At 75.2% G+C, this 20,673-nt stretch carries 19 protein-coding genes; 8 read left to right on the top strand and 11 right to left on the bottom strand.

The window, feature by feature from the left end; all coding sequences use genetic code 11:
* The first annotated feature begins 2 nt into the window (after positions 1 to 2).
* The gene (locus OF117_RS08585) at positions 3 to 1,226 is read left to right on the top strand and encodes a glycosyltransferase (protein WP_263552413.1); all 1,224 of its coding nucleotides are present in this window, start codon (positions 3 to 5) and stop codon (positions 1,224 to 1,226) included.
* Here OF117_RS08585 and OF117_RS08580 read toward each other — a convergent pair.
* The 3 genes from OF117_RS08580 to OF117_RS08570 form a co-directional block, all read right to left on the bottom strand.
* Complete coding sequence (locus tag OF117_RS08580; RefSeq protein ID WP_263552412.1) at positions 1,192 to 2,283, bottom strand: zinc-dependent alcohol dehydrogenase; 1,092 nt, start codon at positions 2,281 to 2,283, stop codon at positions 1,192 to 1,194. The genes OF117_RS08585 and OF117_RS08580 overlap by 35 nt on opposite strands.
* Positions 2,280 to 3,242 (bottom strand): Gfo/Idh/MocA family protein, encoded by a 963-nt coding sequence (locus OF117_RS08575; protein ID WP_263552411.1) that lies wholly within the window; start codon positions 3,240 to 3,242, stop codon positions 2,280 to 2,282. Before OF117_RS08575 ends, OF117_RS08580 begins: the two co-directional genes overlap by 4 nt.
* Positions 3,243 to 3,396: 154 nt before the next feature.
* Positions 3,397 to 5,958, bottom strand: a complete 2,562-nt coding sequence (locus OF117_RS08570; RefSeq protein ID WP_263552410.1) for a putative bifunctional diguanylate cyclase/phosphodiesterase — start codon at positions 5,956 to 5,958, stop codon at positions 3,397 to 3,399.
* A 279-nt stretch (positions 5,959 to 6,237) separates the two neighbouring features.
* Between OF117_RS08570 and OF117_RS08565 the strand changes: the two genes are divergently transcribed.
* Positions 6,238 to 7,134, top strand: coding sequence for a DUF1028 domain-containing protein (locus OF117_RS08565; RefSeq protein ID WP_263552409.1), 897 nt, complete (start codon positions 6,238 to 6,240; stop codon positions 7,132 to 7,134).
* A 102-nt stretch (positions 7,135 to 7,236) separates the two neighbouring features.
* Here OF117_RS08565 and OF117_RS08560 read toward each other — a convergent pair whose 3' ends face one another.
* Both OF117_RS08560 and OF117_RS08555 read right to left on the bottom strand, forming a co-directional pair.
* The gene (locus tag OF117_RS08560; protein ID WP_263552408.1) at positions 7,237 to 7,827 is read right to left on the bottom strand and encodes a YdeI/OmpD-associated family protein; all 591 of its coding nucleotides are present in this window, start codon (positions 7,825 to 7,827) and stop codon (positions 7,237 to 7,239) included.
* Complete coding sequence (locus OF117_RS08555) at positions 7,824 to 8,213, bottom strand: MmcQ/YjbR family DNA-binding protein (protein WP_263552407.1); 390 nt, start codon at positions 8,211 to 8,213, stop codon at positions 7,824 to 7,826. Before OF117_RS08555 ends, OF117_RS08560 begins: the two co-directional genes overlap by 4 nt.
* Before the next feature lie 135 nt (positions 8,214 to 8,348).
* On the opposite strand from OF117_RS08555, the gene OF117_RS08550 reads away from it, so the two are divergent.
* Complete coding sequence (locus OF117_RS08550) at positions 8,349 to 10,643, top strand: putative bifunctional diguanylate cyclase/phosphodiesterase (protein ID WP_263552406.1); 2,295 nt, start codon at positions 8,349 to 8,351, stop codon at positions 10,641 to 10,643.
* Between the two features lie 39 nt (positions 10,644 to 10,682).
* On the opposite strand, the gene OF117_RS08545 is transcribed toward OF117_RS08550, so the two are convergent.
* The 4 genes from OF117_RS08545 to OF117_RS08530 form a co-directional block, all read right to left on the bottom strand.
* Positions 10,683 to 10,988, bottom strand: coding sequence for a putative quinol monooxygenase (locus OF117_RS08545; RefSeq protein ID WP_263552405.1), 306 nt, complete (start codon positions 10,986 to 10,988; stop codon positions 10,683 to 10,685).
* 225 nt (positions 10,989 to 11,213) lie between these two features.
* Positions 11,214 to 12,035, bottom strand: a complete 822-nt coding sequence (locus OF117_RS08540) for a succinate dehydrogenase/fumarate reductase iron-sulfur subunit (protein ID WP_263552404.1) — start codon at positions 12,033 to 12,035, stop codon at positions 11,214 to 11,216.
* Between the two features lie 39 nt (positions 12,036 to 12,074).
* Positions 12,075 to 14,021, bottom strand: a complete 1,947-nt coding sequence (locus OF117_RS08535; RefSeq protein ID WP_263552403.1) for a fumarate reductase/succinate dehydrogenase flavoprotein subunit — start codon at positions 14,019 to 14,021, stop codon at positions 12,075 to 12,077.
* 13 nt (positions 14,022 to 14,034) lie between these two features.
* Positions 14,035 to 14,742 (bottom strand): succinate dehydrogenase cytochrome b subunit, encoded by a 708-nt coding sequence (locus OF117_RS08530; protein ID WP_263552402.1) that lies wholly within the window; start codon positions 14,740 to 14,742, stop codon positions 14,035 to 14,037.
* 213 nt (positions 14,743 to 14,955) lie between these two features.
* On the opposite strand from OF117_RS08530, the gene OF117_RS08525 reads away from it, so the two are divergent.
* Positions 14,956 to 15,564 (top strand): sulfite oxidase-like oxidoreductase, encoded by a 609-nt coding sequence (locus OF117_RS08525; RefSeq protein WP_263552401.1) that lies wholly within the window; start codon positions 14,956 to 14,958, stop codon positions 15,562 to 15,564.
* 3 nt (positions 15,565 to 15,567) lie between these two features.
* Positions 15,568 to 16,290 carry an FAD-binding oxidoreductase gene (locus OF117_RS08520; protein WP_263552400.1) on the top strand — a complete coding sequence of 241 codons (723 nt, stop codon included), beginning with the start codon at positions 15,568 to 15,570 and terminating at the stop codon, positions 16,288 to 16,290.
* A gap of 50 nt (positions 16,291 to 16,340) precedes the next feature.
* Here the strand turns inward: OF117_RS08520 and OF117_RS08515 are convergent, their stop codons facing one another.
* Positions 16,341 to 17,798, bottom strand: a complete 1,458-nt coding sequence (locus OF117_RS08515) for a M1 family metallopeptidase (RefSeq protein ID WP_263552399.1) — start codon at positions 17,796 to 17,798, stop codon at positions 16,341 to 16,343.
* A 224-nt stretch (positions 17,799 to 18,022) separates the two neighbouring features.
* On the opposite strand from OF117_RS08515, the gene OF117_RS08510 reads away from it, so the two are divergent.
* Entirely contained in the window at positions 18,023 to 18,511 is a 489-nt protein-coding gene (locus tag OF117_RS08510; RefSeq protein WP_263552398.1) for a hypothetical protein, read from the top strand.
* A 58-nt stretch (positions 18,512 to 18,569) separates the two neighbouring features.
* Here the strand turns inward: OF117_RS08510 and OF117_RS08505 are convergent, their stop codons facing one another.
* Positions 18,570 to 18,842 (bottom strand): TfoX/Sxy family protein, encoded by a 273-nt coding sequence (locus OF117_RS08505; RefSeq protein ID WP_263552397.1) that lies wholly within the window; start codon positions 18,840 to 18,842, stop codon positions 18,570 to 18,572.
* 103 nt (positions 18,843 to 18,945) lie between these two features.
* On the opposite strand from OF117_RS08505, the gene OF117_RS08500 reads away from it, so the two are divergent.
* Together OF117_RS08500 and OF117_RS08495 are read left to right on the top strand one after the other, a co-directional pair.
* The gene (locus tag OF117_RS08500; RefSeq protein ID WP_263552396.1) at positions 18,946 to 19,839 is read left to right on the top strand and encodes an ABC transporter ATP-binding protein; all 894 of its coding nucleotides are present in this window, start codon (positions 18,946 to 18,948) and stop codon (positions 19,837 to 19,839) included.
* Positions 19,836 to 20,639 carry a hypothetical protein gene (locus OF117_RS08495; RefSeq protein WP_263552395.1) on the top strand — a complete coding sequence of 268 codons (804 nt, stop codon included), beginning with the start codon at positions 19,836 to 19,838 and terminating at the stop codon, positions 20,637 to 20,639. The genes OF117_RS08500 and OF117_RS08495 overlap by 4 nt, the downstream gene beginning before the upstream one ends.
* Positions 20,640 to 20,673 lie beyond the last annotated feature (34 nt).

Here is a 20,673-nt window from a genome sequence, read left to right as displayed (position 1 = left end):
GCATGAAGATCCTGATGGACGCCGGCCCGTGGCTCCCCGTGCCACCGCGGGGCTACGGCGGCCTGGAGAACGTCGTCGCCACGCTGACCACCGAGCTGCGCCGCCGCGGGCACACCGTCGTCCTGGCCACGGTCGGCGACAGCGAACTGCCGGCCGACGGCCGCGTCGCGTCCTTCCCGACCGGCCGGTTCGACCGGCTCGCCGGTCCGTACCCGGAGGTCGTCGGCGTCGCGCACGCGCACGAGCAGGCCGTGGTGGCCGCGATCGCCGCGCACGCCGCCGACGGCGGGCCGTTCGACGTCGTGCACACCCACGTCGAGGTGGTCGGCCCGGCCGTGCTCGGTGCCCTCGGGCCGGCCGCGCCGCCGGTGCTGCACACGCTGCACTGGGACCTGCACCGCAACGCCGACTTCTACGCCGCGTTCGACGGCGGCGGGCGGGTCTTCTTCGCCGGGGTGTCGGCGTCCCAGCTGGCCCGCGGCCCGGAGCTGCTGCGGCGTCAGGCCCTCGGCGCCGTCCCGCTGGCCGTGCCGCCGTCCCCGCACGCGGCGCCGGCCGGACCGCTCGAGCGGGCGCCGCACGTGGTCGCGCTGGGCCGGATCACCCCGCTCAAGGGGACGGCGCTCGGGGTGCGGGCGGCCGCCCGGGCCGGGGTCCCGGTCGTGCTGGCCGGTCCGGTCGCCGGCTGCCCCGACGCCGCGGCGCTGCGGGCCGCGCTCGCCGACCGCGCGTCGCCGCTGCACGCGAATCCCGACGTCCGCTACTTCCTCGACGAGGTCGAGCCGCTCCTCGACGGGGCGCGGGCGCGGTGGATCGGCAGCGTCGCGGGACCGGCCAAGGACGACCTGCTGCGCACCGCGCGCGCAGCGCTCGTGCCGATCCAGTGGGAGGAGCCCGGCGCGACCGCGGTCTGCGAGGCGATGGCGGCCGGCACCCCCGTGGTGGCGACGGCGCGCGGCTGCCTGCCCTCGCTGGTCGAGCACGGCACCACCGGGTTCCTCGCCGACGACGAGGACGGCCTGGTCGACGGGCTGCTGCGGCTCGACGAGCTCGACCCCGCCGCCTGCCTGGCGACGGCCCGCCGCCGGTTCGCCCCGGCGGTGATGGCCGGCGCCTACGAGCGGCTGTACGCCGAGGTGGTGCGCCGCGCCGGTGCCCACCGCCGCGTGCTGGGGCACGCCGCGGAGCCGCTCACGGGGGCGGGAGCGCGAACGCTGCCGAGATGAGGTGCCGCCGCCGCGCGCTCAGGTCGGCGAACAAGCCGGGCGCCTCGTCGAACGGGACGACGTCGGTGAGCAGGTGGGCCAGCACCCCGGCGCCGTGGTCGGCCAGCAGCGCGACCGTCTCGTGCGAGAGGCGGCGCCGGTCCCACAGGTGCGCCAGCCCCCGCGGCACCCGGCCGATCTGGGCGCACCGCACGGTCAGGCCGTTGTGGTGGAACTCCTCGCCGAACGCCACGACGTCCGCCCCGCCGGTGTAGAAGGCCAGGTCGACGACCGTGCCCTGCGGCCGCAGCGCCCGCAGCGCGGTGGCCAGCGCGGCGGCCTGCCCCCGGCACTGGAACACCACGTCGGCGCCGTGGTCGGCCGGACCGTGCCGCCACCGGGCCTTGAGCGCCCGGACGGCGTCCGGAGTGTCCTCGTCGGCCTGCAGCCCGAGCGCCACCGCGGCCGCGCGGCGCCGTTCGGTCGGGTCGAGCACGACGACCTCGGCGGCTCCGTGCACCCGCGCCAGCATCCCGACGAGCAGGCCGATCGGGCCCCCTCCGGTCACCGCGACCAGCCGGCCGGCCACCCCGTCGGCGAGCCGGCCGCCGCCGGCGTCGGCCGCCGCGTGCAGCACGCCGTTGACGCAGATGGGCCCGAGGTGGGCGACGTACACGCCGAGCCGCGGGTCGAGCCCGTCCGGAAGCGGCACGACGTGCGCGGCGAGCGGGTCGCCGTGGTGCACGGTCGTGTGCCCGTAGGCCATGGCGACCAGCCCGCCCTCGGTGACGGCCGGCGTGCGGCTGTCGGTCACCCGGGCGACCTCCATGTAGCCCAGCCGCCGCACCGGGTAGCCCTGGGCCGGCCGGTCGCGGTCGAAGAGGCCGAGGTCGGCGTCCCACCCGGCGGACAGGTACGGGTTGGTGCCGCGGTACCAGGTGAGCTCGGTGCCCGCCGACAGACCGGTGAACAGCGTGTGCGCCCGGAACCGGCCGGCGGCCAGCGGCGGCTCGTCGCCCTCCTCGACCTCGAGCACGCCCGGCCGCGGGACGACGAGGGTGCGGACGGTGGCGCTCACGTGCCGTCCGGACGGACGGCCGTGCCGGTCCGGGTCGCCTCGGCCACCGCGCAGGCCAACCGGTGGGTGCGCAGCGCCTCGGCGACGTCGACCAGGTCGCCGCTGGGATCGCCACCGGCGAGCACGTCCACGAAGGCCCGGTCGACCGCGGTGCGCGCCTCGACGGTCGGCGCGGCCACCTGGTCGGCGCCGTCGCCGGTACGGACCCGCAGGGTGGTCTCGGTGAGCTGCACGGCCACGGCGGCGGCGACGACGTCGACGCCCGCCGCGGTGAGCGCGGGCAGCACGCACGAGGTGCTGGCCGTGCCGACGGCACCGGAGGCGAAGCGGAGCACCGCGGCGGTCGCGTCGGGCACGTCCCTGCCCTCGGTCGTGGACGGAGACGCGCCCCCGACCACCTCGACCACCTCGCCGGCCAGCACCCGCACGAGGTCGAGCACGTGCGTGGCCTGCTCCACCACCTGGCCGCCGGACCGGTCCAGCCTCCCCCACCAGGGCGGGGGAGGGGTGGTGCCCCACCAGCGCGCGTCGACCAGGCCGATCGCCGCGCCGTCGAGCACGGTCCGCGCCCGGGCCACGGTGTCCAGGTGCCGCCAGTGGTAGCCGGTCGCCGTCGGCAGTCCCGACGCGGCCACCGCCGCGGAGACCCGCTCGGCCACCGCCAGGTCGGCGGCGAGCGGCTTCTCGACGAAGAAGGGGACCCGGGCGTCGACGAGGCAGAGCTCCAGGTCGCCGTGCGCGAACGGCGGCACGCACAGCCAGACGGCGTCCGGCCGTCGCGCGAGCAGCGCGGGGAGGTCGTCGAGCACGTCGAGGCCGAGCTCGGCACCGAGGGCGTCGGCCACCGGGCGCGCGGCGTCGCAGACGCCGAGGACCTCCACGTCGTCGAACCCGGCCAGCGTGCGGGCGTGCCGGGCGCCCACCCCGCCGGCGCCGACCAGGCCGACCCGGACGGTCACCGGCGACGGGTCCGGGCGGGGCCGGTCCGGGCGGCGCTGCTGCTCGAGCGGGTCACCGCCCGCATCCTGCCGTCCCGGCCTCCATCGCGCGCGGGGACCACGGCCCGGACCGGGTCGGCCGGTACAGCGCCGGGGCGCGGGGTGGCGGGTGCGGTCAGACCACCCGCAGCGGGCCGCGACCCCGGCGCGTCCGGACCCGGGTGCGCAGCCACGGCACCAGCTCGGACGCCGGCATCGGGCGGCCCAGGTGCCAGCCCTGCACCAGGTCGCAGCCCATGGCGGCCAGCAGCTCCTCGGTGGCCTGGTCCTCGACGCCCTCGGCGACGACCTCCAGGCCCATGTGCCGGCCCATGTCCACGATGGCCCGCACGATCGGCAGGTCGTCGCCGTCGGTGCCCAGGCCGGTGATGAAGCTGCGGTCGATCTTGACCTCCTGCACCGGCAGTCGCTTGAGGTACGACAGCGACGAGTAGCCGGTGCCGAAGTCGTCGACCGACAGCCGGACGCCGAGGTCGCGCAGCTGGTGGAGCACGCCGACCGCGCGCGCGGGGTCGGCCATGACCGCGCTTTCGGTGACCTCGAGCGTGAGCCGGTCGGCCGGCACGCCGTGCCGGCGCAGCAGCCGCTCCACCTCGTCGACCAGGTCGGCGTCGTGCAGGCTGCGCGGGGAGAGGTTGACCGCGACCGCGACGTCGTGCCCGACGGCCGACCACCCGGCGCTCGCCGCCAGCGCCAGGTCCAGCACCCGGGTGGTGAGCGGGCCGATGAGCCCGCTGCGCTCGGCCACGGGGATGAACTGGTCCGGCGGCACGTCGCCCAGCTCGGGGTGCCGCCAGCGCACCAGCGCCTCCACGGCGGTCACCTCGCCGCCGGCCAGCTGCGCCTGCGGCTGGACGTGCACGGTCAGGTCGCCGTTCTGCAGCGACGCGCGCAGCTCGGCGGCGAGGGTCAGCCGGCGCGGGTTGTCGGTGTCCAGGTCGGACTCGAACAGCCGCAGCCGCCGGGTGGACACCTTGGCGTCGTGCATGGCCATGTCGGCACGCTTGAGCAGCGCGGCCGGGTCGGTGGCGTGCCGGGGGGCGAGCGCGAGCCCGATGGAGCCGCCGACCTCGACCTCCATGCCGTCGAGCAGGATCGGCTGCTCCAGCGCCCGCAGCACCCGGCGGCCGACCTGTTGCGCCCGCTGCTCGTCGGCGCCGTCCGGCAGCAGGACGGCGAACTCGTCGCCGCCCAGCCGGGCCACCAGGCCGGCCTGCCCGACCGCGCCGCCCAGCCGGGCGCCGATCTCGACCAGCACGGCGTCACCCTGCTGGTGGCCCAGGGTGTCGTTGACCTCCTTGAAGTCGTCGAGGTCGAGGATCATGACCGCCGCGCCGGCGGACCGTCCGGCGGACACGTCCTCCAGGGCGGCGGCCAGGCGCCGTTGCAGCTGAACCCGGTTGGCCAGCCCGGTCAGGGCGTCGTGCAGGGCCTCGTGGCGCAGCTTCTCGATCAGCTCGCCGTTCCGCAGGGCCACGCTGGCGTGGTTGGCGATGGTCTCCATCAGCAGCACGTCGCCCGGCTCGTAGGTCCGGACGTCGCCCAGCCGGTCGGCCACCACCAGGACGCCGATCACGCCGTCGCCGCTGCGCAGGGGCACCGCGACCGCGTCGCGCATGCCGTACGAGTCCAGCCACCGCCGTGCCGCCGCGTCGCGACCGTGGCGCGGCATGAGCAGCGCGCCGCCCCCGTCGACGACCTGCCGCAGCAGCCAGGCGTCGTCGTCGGTGGCCGGCTCCTCGGAGCGGGTGACCTGGGTGCCGACCGCCCGGACCCGGGCGATGATGCCGCCGTCGGCGCCGACGAACGCGGCCGAGGCACGTTCGGAGCGCAGCATCTCCCGCGCCTCGGCGAGCACCCCGGCCATCACCTCGTCGATCCCGGGGGCACCGCTGACCCGCTGGCTGAAGCGGTACAGCCGTTCCAAGTGCATGTGGCGGTCGGCGAGCGCGCCGTAGGCCTTGTACCCCACCAGGAGGGTCGCGCCCAGCGCGACGAACAGCCACGCCGTGTCGGGGGAGGCCGACAGCCCGGTCACGGCGACCAGCGCGACCGCCACGGCCAGCGGGGCGGCGGGTTGCCCCTCGACGCTCTCGCGCAGCAGGGCCCGCCAGGCCGGGCGGCCCTCGTAGACGGCGATCACCAGGTTGACCGTGGTGATGCCGAAGGCGTTGGCGATGACCGCGGCGGCCAGCGCGCCCGGCCAGGTCATCGGCGCCACGCCGCCGGCCGCGGGGGTGAGCAGGGCGAACACGGCGATCGCGATGCCGGTCTCGCCGACCACGTTGGCCACGTTGAAGGTCGTCTTGAGCGCCGGGGTCCGGCGGTGCAGGACGCTGATCGCCGCCATCCCGGCGGCGCGGCCCGCGAGCAGCGCCACGGGCGAGGCCAGGTAGAGCGCGATGACCAGCGGCACCTCGCTGAGGGTGATGCTCTTGGCCTCGCGCTTGACCTGCCGGTAGACCACCGCGGTCTCGGCGACGGCGAAGGCGACGGCGAGCGCCCACCAGGGCAGCTCGGGGGACGGCAGGTACGGCCCGTCGTCGAGGAGGGGCCAGGCGACCGCCAACCCGCCGCCGAGCAGCAGGGCCGAGAACGCCTGGACGACGAGCGTCTCGCGGGCGACGCGGACGCGCCGGAAGTCCAGCGGCACCTCGGCGGTCGCTGCGGTCACCATGATCACCTCCTCCCGTGCCTGATCGGCCGGAACCCCGTCCGACCTGAGCGCCGTTCTCCCGGGCACCCCCGCAGGGATGAGCCGGCCCACCTGTTGGCAAGCAGTAACGCATCGATCACTCTGCGTGTCAGCCGACCGGGCGACGGGCTCACCCCGCGGAGGGATGCCGGCCGGCGGCGCGCGGCGCGCGGAGCCGCGGATCCCGGGTGCCGGGTGGCCCGCTGGTGGCCGGCCGGAGCCGATGTGCGTCCGACGGCCGGTCGGGGGTAGGCGACGTCGGTGACCTACTCGATCGTGGCGCGCGACACCGAGACCGGTGAGGTCGGCGTCGCCACCCAGTCCCAGGCCTTCGCCGTCGGCAACAGCGTCCCGTTCGCCCTGCCCGGCTTCGGCGTGATCGCCACCCAGTCGATGGCCGAGCCGATGTACGGGCAGGTCGGCCTCGACCTGCTGCGCGGCGGGTTCACCGCCCACGAGTCGCTCACCGCGCTGAGCAGCGTCGACCCGCACCCCGAGCGGCGCCAGGTCGCCATCCTCGACGTCGACGGCGACCTGGCCGTCTACACCGGCCGGGACTGCGTCGAGGTCGCCGGGCACCTGCAGGGCGAGAACTGCGTCGCGCTGGCCAACATGGCCACCGCACCGGCGGTGTGGGAGTCGATGGTGCACCGCTTCGAGGGCACCGGTGGGTCGCTGGCCTCCCGGCTGCTCGCCGCGCTGCACGCGGCCGAGGAGGAGGGCGGTGACTTCCGCGGTCGGCGCTCGGCCGCCGTCGTCGTCGTCCGGGCCACCACCACCGGGCGTCCCTGGCGGGACACCGTCGTCGACCTGCGGGTCGACGACGCGGTCGAGCCGGTGGCCGAGCTCGAGTCGCTGATGATCAAACTCGCCCGCTACCAGGACGTCGTCCGCGCCTTCCAGCTCGCCATCGACGGCGATCCGCTCACCGCCGACCGGGAGCTGGAGCAGCTGCGGCCGCAGGACCCGAAGACCGAGCCGGACCAGGTGCTGTGGCGGGCGGTCGTCGCGGCCCTGGCCGGCCGGGAGGACGCCGCCCGCGCGATGCTCGCCGAGCTCGGCGGCGTGCACCCTCAGTTCGTCGAGGCGGCGCAGCGCTTCGGCCGGGCAGGTCTCATCCCGGCCGACGTCGTGGCCCGGATCGTGCCGACGGCCTGAGGTCCGGCGGCCGCGGCGTGCCGCCCCGGGCGCGGCCGGGCACTCGGCAGGCAGCCGGCGGGGCGCTCGGCGGGGCGCTCGGCGGGGCGCTCGGCGGGGCGCTCAGCGCCGCGGCCACTGGTTGGCCCGTTCGCCGCGGGCGGCCAGGGCGGCGGTCTCCTCGACCCGCGCGCGGCGGGTCTCCGGCCGCCTGGCCTGCACGATCCACTCGTGGATCCCGCGGCGCACCGAGCGGGGGAAGGCGTCCCAGTTCGCCCGCGCGCCGTCGTGGGCGGCCAGGGCCGCGGCGAGGTCGCCGGGCACGACGCCGTCCTCCACCTCGTCGAGCAGCGACCACGTGCCCGACGCCCTGGCCGCGTCGACGGCGGCCTGACCGCCCGGTCGCATGCGGCCCTCGGCCAGCAGCCGCTCCACCCGCTCCTTGTTCGGCCGCGACCAGGCGCTGCCGGGCTTGCGCGGGCTGAACCACAGCATGCTGCGCTCGTCGTCGAGGGCGGCCGGTCGGCTGTCGACCCAGCCGTGGGCCAGCGCCTCGGTGACGGCCTCGTCGTACGACAGCCGCGGCCGTCCGGTCGCTGCCTTCCAGGACACCAGCCAGACGCCGTCGCCGGCGTCCGCGTGTTCGGCCAGCCATCGGCGCCACTGCTCCACCGTCTCGGCGTGCACCCGCGGGCGGTCGCGGAAGGCGGTCACGGGCGGGCCGGGCCCCGCTCGGCGAGCAGCCGCTTCGGCGCACGGCACGCCCACGCCTCGCCGGCGAGCTCGGCCAGCTCCGCGACGTCCAGCTCGTCGAGGCGGGCGAGCACCGCGGGGTAGCCGTCGAAGTGGGCGGTGGTGAAGTAGACCGCCGGGTCGTCGGCGACGAGCGCGTGCTTGGCGCCCTCGTCGGGCACCCGCGCGCCGAGCACGGGCCCGGTCGGGGCGGCGGCGCCGAGTTCGGCCCGGTCGCGCGGGCGCAGCGGGCGCTCCCAGAGGTACAGCCGGTCGCCGACCCTCCACTGGCGCAGCCCCCGCGACTCGACCTCGGTCGTGCCGGGCAGGGCGGCGCAGATCCGCGCCACGTCGTCCCACGTCGCCATGGCCGCACCGTACGGATCCCCGCCGCTTCGGGGGAGGGGCGCGGACGCCGGGCGGTTACCCCGCCCGGATGAACGTCGACGGCCCGACCGCCGCCGAGCCTCCAGGGGGAGCCGCGTCGTGCCGATCCCTGCTCCATGGCCGACCGGCGACTGCCTTCTCGCCCCGACGAGCGGACCCGGCCCGCGGACCGTCCGCTGCGGGTCGTCCGGCTGCTCGCCGCCGGCCTGCTGGCGGTCTACCTGACCACCCTGCTCGCCGACGGGCTCGGGCTCGCCGGCCCCGGCGGGGTGCTCGCCGGTGGCGGCAAGCTGGTCATGATGGGCGGCCTGGTCGGACTGCTCGCGTCGCGCGCCGTCATCCCGGCCGGTGACCGGCTCGCGTGGGCCTGCTTCGCCGTGGGCGTGGCCGGTTACCTCGCCGGCGGTGTCCTCCACGAGCTGTTCTACCGCGACCTGCCGGTCGTCCCGCGGCCGTCGTGGGCCGACGCCGGTTTCATGCTGCTGTACCCGACGGCCTACACCGCGCTGTTCCTCATGCTGCGGGCCCGGCTCGGCCGGCTCACCCCCGCGATGTGGCTCGACGGCGTGGTCACCGGCCTGACCGCAGCGGCGCTGGCCGTCCAGTTCGCGCTCGGACCGGCGATGCGGGCGGCCACGGGTGGCGTCGCCGCCGTCGCGACCAGCCTCGCCTACCCGGTCGCCGACCTGCTGCTGCTCGTGCTGATCGCCGGGGCGCTCGCCGTGATCGGCCGCGGCGCGGGCGGGTGCTGGTGGTGGCTGGCCGGTGGCATGGCGCTGTTCGTCGTCACCGACACCGTCTACGTCGTCCAGGTCGCCGAGGGCAGCTACGTCGCGGGCGGTCCGCTCGACCTGGGGTGGGGCCTGGCCCTCACCTGCCTGGGCCTGGCCGCGTGCCAGTCCCCGCGGCGCGGCAGCGCGCGGCGGCTCGACGGCCTGGCGGCCATCGCCGTCCCCGGCGCGTGCGCCCTGGCCGCCTCCGGCCTGCTCTTCGCCGGCCACCTCGGCGAGGGCGACCCGCTGGCCGGCGTCCTGGCGCTCGGGGCCGTCCTCGCGGCACTCGGCCGCACGGCGCTGACCTTCCACGACGTCCGGGCGCTGGCCGACAGCCGGCGGCAGGCCCGTACCGACGAGCTCACCGGCCTGCCCAACCGGCGCAGCGCCCACGAGGCGCTGCGCGCCGCCGGGGGCCGGCTGGCCGAGGGCGGCACGCTGGGCGTCCTCGTCGTCGACCTGGACCGGTTCAAGGAGATCAACGACTCGCTGGGCCACGCGGTCGGCGACGCGCTGCTGCACGAGGTCGGCACCCGCCTGGCCGGCCAGCTGCGCCCCGGCGACCTGCTGGCCCGCCTCGGCGGCGACGAGTTCGTCGTCCTGACGGCCGACCTCGACCGGGACGGCGCCGTCGCATTGGCCGGGCGCCTCCGCGACCAGCTGCGCCGGCCGTTCCGCCACGGCGGCATGGAGCTCACCGTGGACGCCAGCCTCGGTCTGGCCCTCGGCCCGGAGCACTCCACCGACGCCGACGAGCTGCTGCAGCTCGCCGACCTGGCCATGTACGAGGCGAAGAGCCACCGGCGCGGCGTCACGGTGTACGACGAGGCCGCGCACGGCCAGGGCCGGCACCGGCTGGAGGCCGTCGAGCAGCTCCGCTCCGCCGTCCGCTCCGGGGAACTGGTGCTGCACTACCAGCCCAAGCTGTCCCTGCCGACCGGCAGCGTCGACGGCGTCGAGGCGCTCGTGCGCTGGCAGCACCCGACCCGGGGCCTGCTGTTCCCCGACGCGTTCGTCGAGCTCGCCGAGTCCGCCGGGCTGATGGGCGAGCTCACCACGGCGGTGCTCGACCTCGCCCTGGCGCAGTGCCGGCTCTGGGCGGACGACGGACGGCGGCTCACCGTGGCGGTCAACGTCAGCCCGTCGAACCTGGTCGACGAGCAGTTCCCGGACCACGTGGCCGCGCTGCTGCGACAGCACGGCCTGCCGGCCTCGGCGCTGGTGCTCGAGGTGACCGAGAGCCTGCTCATGGAGGACCGGGAGCGGGCCGTGCGGGTGCTCGCCCGGCTGCGCGACAGCGGCGTCGGGATCGCCATCGACGACTACGGCACCGGCTACTCCAGCCTGGCCTACCTGGCGGTGCTGCCGGTCACCGAGCTGAAGCTGGACCGCACGTTCACCGCGGCCATGTCGGGCAGCGCCCGTGCCGAATCGATCGTCGTCTCGACGCTGCGGCTGGCGCACGCCCTCGGCCTCGTGCTGGTCGCCGAGGGTGCCGAGGACCAGGCGACCGTCGACGCGCTGGCGGGCATCGGGTGCGACGTCGTCCAGGGATACCACCTCAGCCGGCCGCTGCCGCCCGACCAGCTCTGGGCCTGGCTCGGGTCGAACTCCGCCGTCGAGGCGCCGGTCGGCTGACGCCCGGCCGGCGTCGGCGGTCGGGCGGACCCCCGGCTCTCAGTCGCCGTACGGCTCGGCGCGGGAGACGTGGTAGACCGTGGCCTCGGGAGGTCCGACGAGGGACTTCTCCAGGACGCTCATCGCGCTTGCCACCTCGGCCAGCGACTCCTGCCGGTCGAGCGCGGCGCGGTCGTCGAACACCTCGGTGGCGATGAAGACGTCCGGGTCGCTGACGTCGCGGCCGATGTCGAAGCTGACCACCCCATCGACCTGCCGGCTCGGTGCGACGACGTCCTCCAGCACGCGCCGCACGTCGTCGGTCCTGTCCGGTTGGCACGTCACCCGGAAGCGCACGACGATCATGGCCGTCCTCCTGTCCCTGCTCGGCCGGCGCGGCAGCGGAGAGTCGGTGGGCGTGGGGCGCGCCGGCGTCCGCGGAGGCGTCGGTGCGCCCCGCTGGGCCGCATCCTGCTCGGCCGCCGGGACGTGTCAATGCAGGGGCGCTCGCGGGATCGAGGCGGCCCGGGATGCACGAGGGGCGCCGACCCGCTGACCGGGTGGGCGCCCCTCGGCGACGGATGCGGCGTCTCAGCTCTTGGGCACGCCGCCGGCGCGCAGCGCGCCGAGCAGGTCGTGGTTGAGCCGGGAGATCGTCTCCATCGAGATGCCCTTGGGGCAGACGGCGGAGCACTCGCCGATGTTGGTGCAGCCGCCGAAGCCCTCGGCGTCCTGCTGCGCCACCATGTTGATGACCCGGCTGTCCCGCTCGGGCTGCCCCTGCGGGAGCAGGCCGAGGTGGGTGACCTTCGCCGCGGTGAACAGCATGGCCGAGGCGTTGGGGCAGGCCGCGACGCAGGCGCCGCACCCGATGCAGGTCGCGGCGTCGAACGCGGCGTCGGCGTTGATCTTCGACACCGGCATGGCGTGCGCGTCGGGCGCGGTGCCGGTCGGGGCGCTGATGTAGCCGCCCGCCGCGATGATGCGGTCGAACGCCGAACGGTCGACCACCAGGTCCTTGATGACCGGGAAGCCGGCGGCCCGCCACGGCTCGATGTCGATCGTGTCGCCGTCCTTGAACGACCGCATGTGCAGCTGGCAGGTCGTGGTCTGCAGCGGGCCGTGCGCGAACCCGTTGATCATCAGACCGCACGACCCGCAGATGCCCTCGCGGCAGTCGTGGTCGAAGGCGACCGGCTCCTCGCCGTCCAGGATCAGCTGCTCGTTGAGGACGTCGAGCATCTCCAGGAACGACATGTCGGGGGAGATGTCGGTGAGTTGGTAGGTCACCATCCGGCCCTTGACGGAGGCGTCCTTCTGCCGCCAGACCCGCAGGGTCAGGCGCATCCCGCGCTTCTCGTCGGCGGCCGACGGGCCGGCCTTCTCCCGGCGCGGGGTCTGCGTGCTCGTCACTCGTCTCTCCGCTGGGTCACTCGTGGCTGCGCTGGGTGGTCACTTGTAGCTGCGCTGGGCGAGGTGCACGTACTCGTACTCGAGGGCCTCGCGGTGCAGGACCGGGGGCTGGCCCTCGGGCGTCCACTCCCAGGCCGCGACGTAGGCGAACCGCTCGTCGTCGCGCAGCGCCTCGCCCTCCGGGGTCTGGCTCTCGGCGCGGAAGTGGCCGCCGCAGCTCTCGTTGCGGTGCAGCGCGTCGATGCACATGAGCTCGGCCAGCTCGATGAAGTCGGCGACCCGGCCGGCGTGCTCCAGCGTCTGGTTCATCGAGTGCCAGTCGCCGGAGACCTTGACGTTGGTCCAGAACTCCTGGCGGATCTCCGGGATGCGGTCCAGTGCCTTGCGCAGGCTCTCCTCCGAGCGCTCCATGCCGCACAGGTCCCACATCAGGCGGCCCAGCTCCCGGTGGAAGGAGGCCACGGTGCGGGTGCCGTCGATCGACAGCAGCTTGCGGATCTGCGCCTGCACCGCCTCCTGTGCCTGCACGACCGCCGGGTGGTCGTCGGCCACCTTCGGGAAGGGGCCGTCGGCCAGGTAGTCGTTGATCGTGTTGGGCAGGACGAAGTAGCCGTCGGCCAGGCCCTGCATGAGCGCCGACGCGCCGAGCCGGTTCGCGCCGTGGTCGGAGAAGTTGGCCTCACCGATCACGAACAGCCCGGGGATGGTCGACTGCAGGTCGTAGTCGACCCAGAGCCCGCCCATCGTGTAGTGGACCGCCGGGTAGATCCGCATCGGGACCTCGTACGGGTCCTCGCCCGTGATCTGGGCGTACATGTCGAAGAGGTTGCCGTACTTGGCCTCGATGGCCTTGCGGCCCAGCCGCTGCATGGCCTCGCCGAAGTCGAGGTAGACGCCGAGCCCGCCGGGTCCGACGCCGCGGCCCTCGTCGCAGACGTTCTTCGCCTGGCGCGAGGCGATGTCGCGGGGCACCAGGTTGCCGAACGACGGGTAGATCCGCTCGAGGTAGTAGTCGCGCTCGTCCTCGGGGATGTCCCGCGGGTCGCGGGTGTCGCCGCGCTCCCTGGGCACCCAGACCCGCCCGTCGTTGCGCAGCGACTCGCTCATCAGCGTGAGCTTGGACTGGTACTCGCCGTGCACCGGGATGCAGGTCGGGTGGATCTGCGTGTAGCAGGGGTTGGCGAAGTACGCGCCCTTCTTGTGCGCCCGCCAGATCGCCGTGGTGTTGGACCCCTTGGCGTTGGTGGACAGGTAGAAGACGTTGCCGTACCCACCGGTGCCGAGCACGACGGCGTCGGCCATGTGCGTGGTGACCTCACCGGTGATCAGGTCCCGGGCGACGATGCCCCGCGCCCGGCCGTCGACCACGACCAGGTCGAGCATCTCGGTGCGCGGGTGCATCTCGACGTTGCCGGCCGCGATCTGCCGCTCGAGGGCCTGGTAGGCGCCGTACAGCAGCTGCTGGCCGGTCTGGCCGCGGGCGTAGAAGGTGCGGGAGACCTGTGCCCCGCCGAAGGACCGGTTGTCGAGCAGGCCGCCGTACTCCCGGGCGAACGGCACGCCCTGGGCGACGCACTGGTCGATGATGTTGACGCTGACCTCGGCCAGCCGGTGCACGTTGTCCTCGCGGGAGCGGAAGTCGCCGCCCTTGACCGTGTCGTAGAACAGCCGGTGCACGCTGTCGCCGTCGTTGCGGTAGTTCTTCGCCGCGTTGATGCCGCCCTGCGCGGCCACGCTGTGCGCCCGGCGGGGGCTGTCGTGGTACCAGAACGACTTGACCTTGTAGCCCATCTCGCCGAGCGTCGCGGCCGCCGAGCCACCGGCCAGGCCGGTGCCGACGATGATGACCGAGAGCTTGCGGCGGTTGGCCGGGTTGACCAGGCGGGCGCGGAAGCGACGGGTGCTCCAGCGCTCGGCGATCGGGACGTCCTGGGGCGCCTTGGTGTCGGCGATCGCGTCGCCGACGGTGAAGAGCTCGAGGGGCATGACGACTCCTTCGTCAGTCAACGATGCCGAGCAGGACACCGGCCGGCGCGAGCAGGAAGCCGCCGATGAGGACGAACGCGAAGACCGTCGCGGAGACGTTGAGCAGCCGCTCCCGGCGCTTGTTGCTCTGGCCCAGGGTCTGGGCGGCGCTCCAGATGCCGTGGCGCAGGTGGAAACCGAGCAGCACCAGCGCCACCACGTAGAAGGCGGTGACGAACGGGTTGGAGAAGCTGGCGACGAGCCGCTCGTACGGCGTGCTGTCGGCGCCGGCGGAGTTCACCGTGCCGAGGGTCAGGTCGAGGATGTGCCAGACGATGAACAGCGCGATGATCACGCCACCCCAGCGCAGCGTGCGGGAGGCATAGCTCTGCTGCACCGGCTTCTTGGTCACGTAGCGGACCGGCCGCGCGGCCCGGGCCTGCTTCCACAGCGAGAACGCGGCCCACATGTGCGCGACGACCGCGGCGAGCAGGACGAGCCGGATCACCCACAGCACCGTCTGGGTCGGGACCGCCGGTTCGCCGATCGACCGGATCCATCCGGAGTACTCGTTGAAGGACTCCGCTCCGGCGAAGGCCTTCAGGTTCCCGATCATGTGGGCGATCAGGTACAGCACCAGGATGATGCCGCTGACCGCCATCACGGACTTCTTGAAGACCGACGAGCTCGCCCGTCCGGTCTTCGGGGCCCTGCGCTGGGCCGGTCGCGTCACGGTCGCCACGTACCGAAGGTAGGTCCACGGTGGCTCGGCGGCCAGGTAAACACGAGGTGACACACCTCATGTAAGGAGAGCCTTCCCTGCGCTGACCTGGGGCGCGATTCCCGTGCGGCAGGGCGCCCGGCGGGTGGACACTGCCTGCGGCGCGTCGGCCCACCGGTCGCGCGCCGGCGCGCCCGGCCCGCCGCCTGCGCGCCGAGGAGGGAGGACGACGCCGTGGCAGGACCGACCCGGGGCTTCCTCGGCCGGCGGCGCGAGCGGGACCCGCGGCTGCCGCCCGGCCAGTACGACGTCGGGTCCGACTGGCCGGTGCTGACCGCCGAGCCGACCCCGCGCATCGCCCCCGAGACCTGGAGCATCACCGTCGACGGCCGGGTGGAACGGCCCACCACCTGGAGCTGGGACGAGGCGCACCGGCTGCCCCCGTCCGAGTACCGCGGCGCCATCCACTGCGTGACCACCTGGTCGAAGTTCGACACCCGCTTCACCGGCGTCAGCGTCGACACGTTCCTCGAGGCCGCCCGCCCGACACCCGAGGCCCGGTTCGTCGTGGCGACGTCCAAGACCGGCTACACGACGAACCTGCCGCTGGCCGACGTCACCGGCGGCAAGGCGTGGGTCGTCTGGGAGTTCGACGGCCGCCCGCTGCCCGTGGAGCACGGCGGCCCGGTCCGTTTGCTGGTGCCGCACCTGTACTTCTGGAAGAGCGCCAAGTGGGTCACCAGGCTGACGCTGCTGACCCGCGACCAGCCCGGCTTCTGGGAGGAGAACGGCTACCACGAGCGCGGTGACCCCTGGCGCGAGCAGCGCTACCGGGGGGACTGAGCCGTGGCCGCGCTGCACGGCGCCGGAGCGCGGGCGCCCAGCGGCGGCTGGCGGACGGCAACGGTCGTCGGCGTCGAGCACCCGGTCCCGGGCGGGGTGCTGCTGCGCCTCGACGTCACCGACCGGATCGATCACCTGCCCGGCCAGCACTACGTCGTCCGCCTGACCGCGGAGGACGGGTACACCGCGCAGCGCTCCTACTCGGCGGCCTCGGCGCCGGACGACCCCCTCGTCGAGCTGTTCGTCGAGCGGCTGGAGGACGGCGAGGTCTCCGGCTACCTCGCCGAGGTCGTCGAGCCCGGTGACGTGCTGGAGGTGCGGGGGCCGATCGGCGGCTGGTTCGTCTGGGACGGCGCGTCGCCGGCCCTGCTGGTCGGCGGCGGCACCGGCGTCGTCCCGCTGGTCGCCATGCTGCGCACCGCGCGGGCGACCGGCCGCACCGACCTGCTGCGGGTCGCCGTCGCCGCGCGCACCCGCGCGGGACTGCCCTACGCCGGGGAGCTGGCCGACGCCGGCGCGCTGCTGGCGCTCAGCCGCGAGGCGCACGGCATCCGCCCGGCCGGCCGGCTGTCGGCCGACGAGCTGCTGCCGCTGTGGGAGCCGGGCCAGACCGGCTACGTCTGCGGGTCGCCCGCGTTCGCCGAGGCGCTGGGCACGGTCCTGGTCGAACGGCTGGCTTTCGCGCCGTCCGACGTCCGGATCGAGCGGTTCGGCCCCAGCGGCTGAGGGGCCGCACCGACTGGCGGCGGGCTGCGCCCGCCGCCGGTCGACCCGGGTCAGCCGAGGGCGGGCTTCTCCTGCGTGTAGAGCCAGGCGTCGAACAGGTCGTCGAGCTGCCGGCCGGACAGCTCCTCCGCCAGCGCGACGAACTCGTCGGTGCTGACGGTGTCGCCGGCCTGGGACTCCGCCCACGCCCGGACGACGGCGAAGAACGTCTCGTCGCCGATCACCTGGCGCAGCGCGTGCAGCGTCATCGCCCCGCGGTTGTAGACCGCGCCGTCGAACAGCGCGTCCGGGCCGGGGTCGCCGGGCAGCACGGTCCAGAACGGGTCGTCGGCCGGGACGGTGGCGTAGCTGTCGTCGAACACCTGCTGGGCGGTGGCCAGGCCTTCCTTCTCCAGCCACAACCACTCGGCGTAGGTGGCGAAGCCCTCGTTGAGCCAGATGTCCTGCCAGGCCCCGAGGCGCAGGTCGTCGCCGAACCACTGGTGGGCCAGCTCGTGCACGACCACGAGGTCGCCGAAGACCTGGTCGGTGAAGAAGAAGGGCGAGTAGATCGGCCGCGTCTGGGTCTCCAGGGCGAAGCGGAGGTCGGTGCTGTCGTCGACGATGCCGCCGGCGGTGACGAACGGGTAGGGTCCGCCGAGGCCGGCCAGCCAGTCCAGCACCTCGGGCTGCCGCGCCAGCGAGGCCTCGGCGATCTCGCCCAGCGTCGGCGAGGCGGGGTCCTCCGGGTTCGACGGCGTGGTGAACAGGTCGGGGTCGAAGGCGTCCCAGTAGCGCAGGCCGGCCTCTTCGTAGGCGCGCACGTCGAACTCGCCGATGGCGACCACCGCCAGGTAGGGCGCCATGGGTTCGGCGGCCGCCCACCGCCACGTGCTCAGGCCGTCCGCCGTCTCCGTGGAGACCAGCTCACCGTTCGAGAGGGCCTCCAGACCCTCGGGCACGGTGAGGGCGACGTCGAAGGTCGCCGCGTCCAGCGGGTGGTCGTTGGCCGGGAACCAGGTCGCCGCCACGTCGGGCTGGCCGACGACGAGCGCGCCGTCGTCGGTGTGGATGAAGCCGGCGATCGTCCCCAATGCGGTCTCGATGGTCTCCGGGACGCCCTCGTAGGTGACCGTGACGGTGAACTCGCTGTCGACCGGCAACCACTGCGCGGGGGTGACGGTCAGCTCACCGGCGTCCCGCTCGAAGGTGGCCGCCGCGCCGTCGACCGTGAGCTCGCTGATGTCCAGCCCGACGAAGTCCAGGTTGAAGCTGGACAGGTCCTGGGTGGCGACCGCCCGGATGGCGGCCGTGGCGCTGAGCGCGTCGGTGGCCGGGTCGTAGCGGACGTCGAGGTCGTAGTGCTCGACCTGGTAGCCGCCGTTGCCGTCGAGCGGGTAGTACGTGTCGCCGATCCCGGGGGCACCCGGCGAGCCGGTCCGGGCCGTTGCCGTCTCCGCGGCCGCGACCCCGGGCACGAGCCCCACGACCAGCACCGTCGCCGTCGACACCGTCCACCTGCGGTCCACCGCTGCTCCCTCACGCCCGCGCCCCCCGGACAGGAGGGGTGTCGCGGACGCTAGGGCCCGGGAGGGGACGCCGCGTAGTCAAGGGCCTGCGCAGCGGCACACCCTCGGCGTGTCGCATGATCGCGCGACGACGGCGTCGCCGCAGGTGACGGGACCGTGCGGGGATCGGGTCTCCTCGGCCGATAGCATCCGGGGGGTCGCACTGCTCGGAGCGGGAGACGTCGATGACCGACGACAGCGACCAGCGCCGCGAGTTCCTGGCCCGCGTGCAGCGCCGCCACGCCGACGTCCAGGTCTGGTTGCGCACCACCCGGCCCAAGGCGCAGCGCCGGGTGGCCGTGACCATGGTGCTGAGCTCGATGTCCGCCGCCTTCACCGCCGGTCCGGCGCTGGGGGGCAACACGTTCGCCGACGCGGTGGCGAATGCCCTCGGGCTCGCCGAGAACTCGATCGTCTGGCGGCTGCTGTGCCTCGCCGCGCTCGTGGTCTCGGTGGGCGCCGCGGTGCTGGTCAACCTCGAGCGGTCGCAGAACACCGGCGCCCGGGTGGGTGCTGCGGAGTCGGCCGCCGCGGAGCTGGACGGGCTGGCCACCCTCGTGCAGGTCGGGCACCTGCCGATCGAGGAGGCCGCCAAGCTCTACCAGCAGTACACGGTCAAGATCCCGTTCGTCGCCGACGGAGTCGCCGAGCCCTACCGCGCGGCCGCCCCGTAGCCCGGCCGTCGGGTCCCGTCCGCCCGGCCGAGGGCCCGGTCAGCCGGCCGGGGCCCGGTCAGCCGGTCAGGCCGGCCTCGACCGCCAGCCGCCGCCGGAGGTCGGGCGGCAGCTCGCGCCAGTCCAGGTCGTCGAGCGCGCCGGCGAGCGCCCACAGGAAGGTGCGGGTCAGGTGCGGCGTGCCCGCGTCGGCCAGCCGGCGGAAGGCCGCGGCCGCGCCGACCGCGTCGAGATCCGCCGGCGTGCGGATGCCCACCGCGGCCAGCGCCCGCTCGCTGGCCGGCCCCAGGTTGCGCAGGTCGCGCAGCCGCGCGGGTGGGGTGGTGGACACGCCGGAAGGGTGCCGGTCGGCCGTCCCGCCGTCCAGACCGGATCGGCGCCCGTCCCGCTGTGTCGGCGCGGGCCGGGCGCCGGCTGCCGCGATGCTGTGCGGTGTGATCGTGCTCGACGCGCTGACCAAGCGGTACGGGTCGCACGTCGCCGTCGACGGCGTGACCACCGCCGTCCGCCCGGGCCGGGTGACCGGGCTGCTCGGGCCGGACGGCTCCGGCCGGACGACGATCATGCGCTGCGTCGTGGGGCTGACCCGGCCGACGTCCGGATCGGCGGTGGTGCTCGGCCGCCGGTACCGCCAGCTGGCCCGCCCGCTGCGCGAGGTGGGTGCTTTGATCGGCGACGGAGCCGGCCGGCCGCACCGCACGGCCTACCAGCACCTGCGGGCGCTCGCGCAGAGCAACGCCATCCCGGCCCGGCGGGTCGACGAGGTGATCGAGCTGGTCGGCCTCGGCTCGGTCGCGCACGAGCGGGTGCGCGGCCTGCCCTCGGCCGGCGCGCGGCGGCTGGGCCTGGCGGTCGCGCTGCTCGGCGACCCGGAGGTCCTGCTGCTCGACGAGCCGGTGACCGGGTTGGGCCCGGGCGGGGTGCGGATGGTGCGCGAACTGCTGCGCGACTACGCCGAGCAGGGCCGCACGGTGCTGCTCTCCGGTCACCCGTCAAGCGGGCTGGAGGAGACCGCCGACCACCTGGTGGTCCTCGACCGCGGGCGGCTGCTGGCCGACCTGCCGGTCGCCGACCTGCTCGGTGGAGGCGCCGGCGTCCGGGTGCGCACGCCGCGCGCCCCGCTGCTGGCGACCGCGCTGCGCGAGGCCGGCGGCCGGGTCGCGCTGGAGGTCGACGGCGCGCTGCGGGTCGACGGCCTGTCGGCGCAGGAGGTCGGCGACGTCGCCTACCTCACCGAGGCCCCCGTGCACGAGCTCGCCGTCGTGCCGCTCACCCTGGCGGAGGCCTACCTCGCCCTCGCCGACGAGACCGGCGGGGCGGCCACGTGAGCCGCCGGGTGCCCGCCCGTGCCCTGCTGCGGAGCGAGTGGACCAAGCTGCGCACCTCGCGCTCGATCGGCACGTGCCTGCTGGCCTACCTCGCGGTGGTCGCCGCGGGGGCCTGGGTGTCGCTGAGCGGCACGACCGCGCCGGCCGACCCCGCCCGGGCGGTCGCGGCGGCGCTGGTCGGCTTCGCCCCCGCGCAGCTGGTGCTCGTCGGCCTGGGCGCCCTGGTCGTCACCGGTGAGTACCGGGCCGGCACGGTGCTCGTGTCCCTGACCGCCGTGCCCCGGCGCATCCGCTGGCTGGTCGCGAAGACCGTGCTCGTCGCCTTCTGGACCGCGCTGCTCACTGCAGGGGCGGCCGCCGCGTGCGTCGCCGCCGTGCCGGTGCTGACCGCCGGGGCCGGCGGGCCGCCCGTCGGCGACCCGGTCGTGCTGCGGGCGGCCGGGGTGCAGGTCGCCGCCGCCGTGCTGGTCGTCGTCCTGGGCGTGGGGTTGGGCGCGCTGCTGCGCCGCGCCGTGCCGGCGGTCGTGCTCGGCGTCGCGCTGGTCGTCGTGCTGCCGACGGCCGCGGTGCTGAGCGGCGTGGCCGCCGTGGTCGACGTCGCCTGGTTGCTGCCCGCGCTGCGGGTGGGCGAGGAGGACCTGCTGACCGTCGCGACCCGCGGCTCGCTCGGCCTGCCGGCCGGCGGCGACGCGCTGCTCGCCGCGGCGACCGACTGGCCCACCGGCCTGGCCGTCTGCGGCGCCTGGGCACTGGCGGCCTGGGTCGCCGGCGCCGTCGTCACCGAGCGCCGCGACGTCTGACCGGGTCGGCGGACCGCAACCGCCGACCCGGCCG

This window comes from Geodermatophilus sp. YIM 151500 (genome assembly GCF_025716945.1).
In the GTDB taxonomy this organism is placed as follows: domain Bacteria; phylum Actinomycetota; class Actinomycetes; order Mycobacteriales; family Geodermatophilaceae; genus YIM-151500.
Note: the sequence above shows the minus strand (reverse complement) of the source record. Positions and strands in the feature narration are given on the sequence as shown.

Excerpts from the sequence above, each read along its gene's own strand:
- OF117_RS08585 (WP_263552413.1), top strand. The coding sequence starts at position 3 with ATGAAGATCCTGATGGACGCCGGCCCGTGGCTCCCCGTGCCACCGCGG.
- OF117_RS08570 (WP_263552410.1), bottom strand. The coding sequence starts at position 5,958 with ATGGTGACCGCAGCGACCGCCGAGGTGCCGCTGGACTTCCGGCGCGTC.
- OF117_RS08555 (WP_263552407.1), bottom strand. The coding sequence starts at position 8,213 with ATGGCGACGTGGGACGACGTGGCGCGGATCTGCGCCGCCCTGCCCGGC.
- OF117_RS08550 (WP_263552406.1), top strand. The coding sequence starts at position 8,349 with ATGGCCGACCGGCGACTGCCTTCTCGCCCCGACGAGCGGACCCGGCCC.
- OF117_RS08545 (WP_263552405.1), bottom strand. The coding sequence starts at position 10,988 with ATGATCGTCGTGCGCTTCCGGGTGACGTGCCAACCGGACAGGACCGAC.
- OF117_RS08535 (WP_263552403.1), bottom strand. The coding sequence starts at position 14,021 with ATGCCCCTCGAGCTCTTCACCGTCGGCGACGCGATCGCCGACACCAAG.
- OF117_RS08510 (WP_263552398.1), top strand. The coding sequence starts at position 18,023 with ATGACCGACGACAGCGACCAGCGCCGCGAGTTCCTGGCCCGCGTGCAG.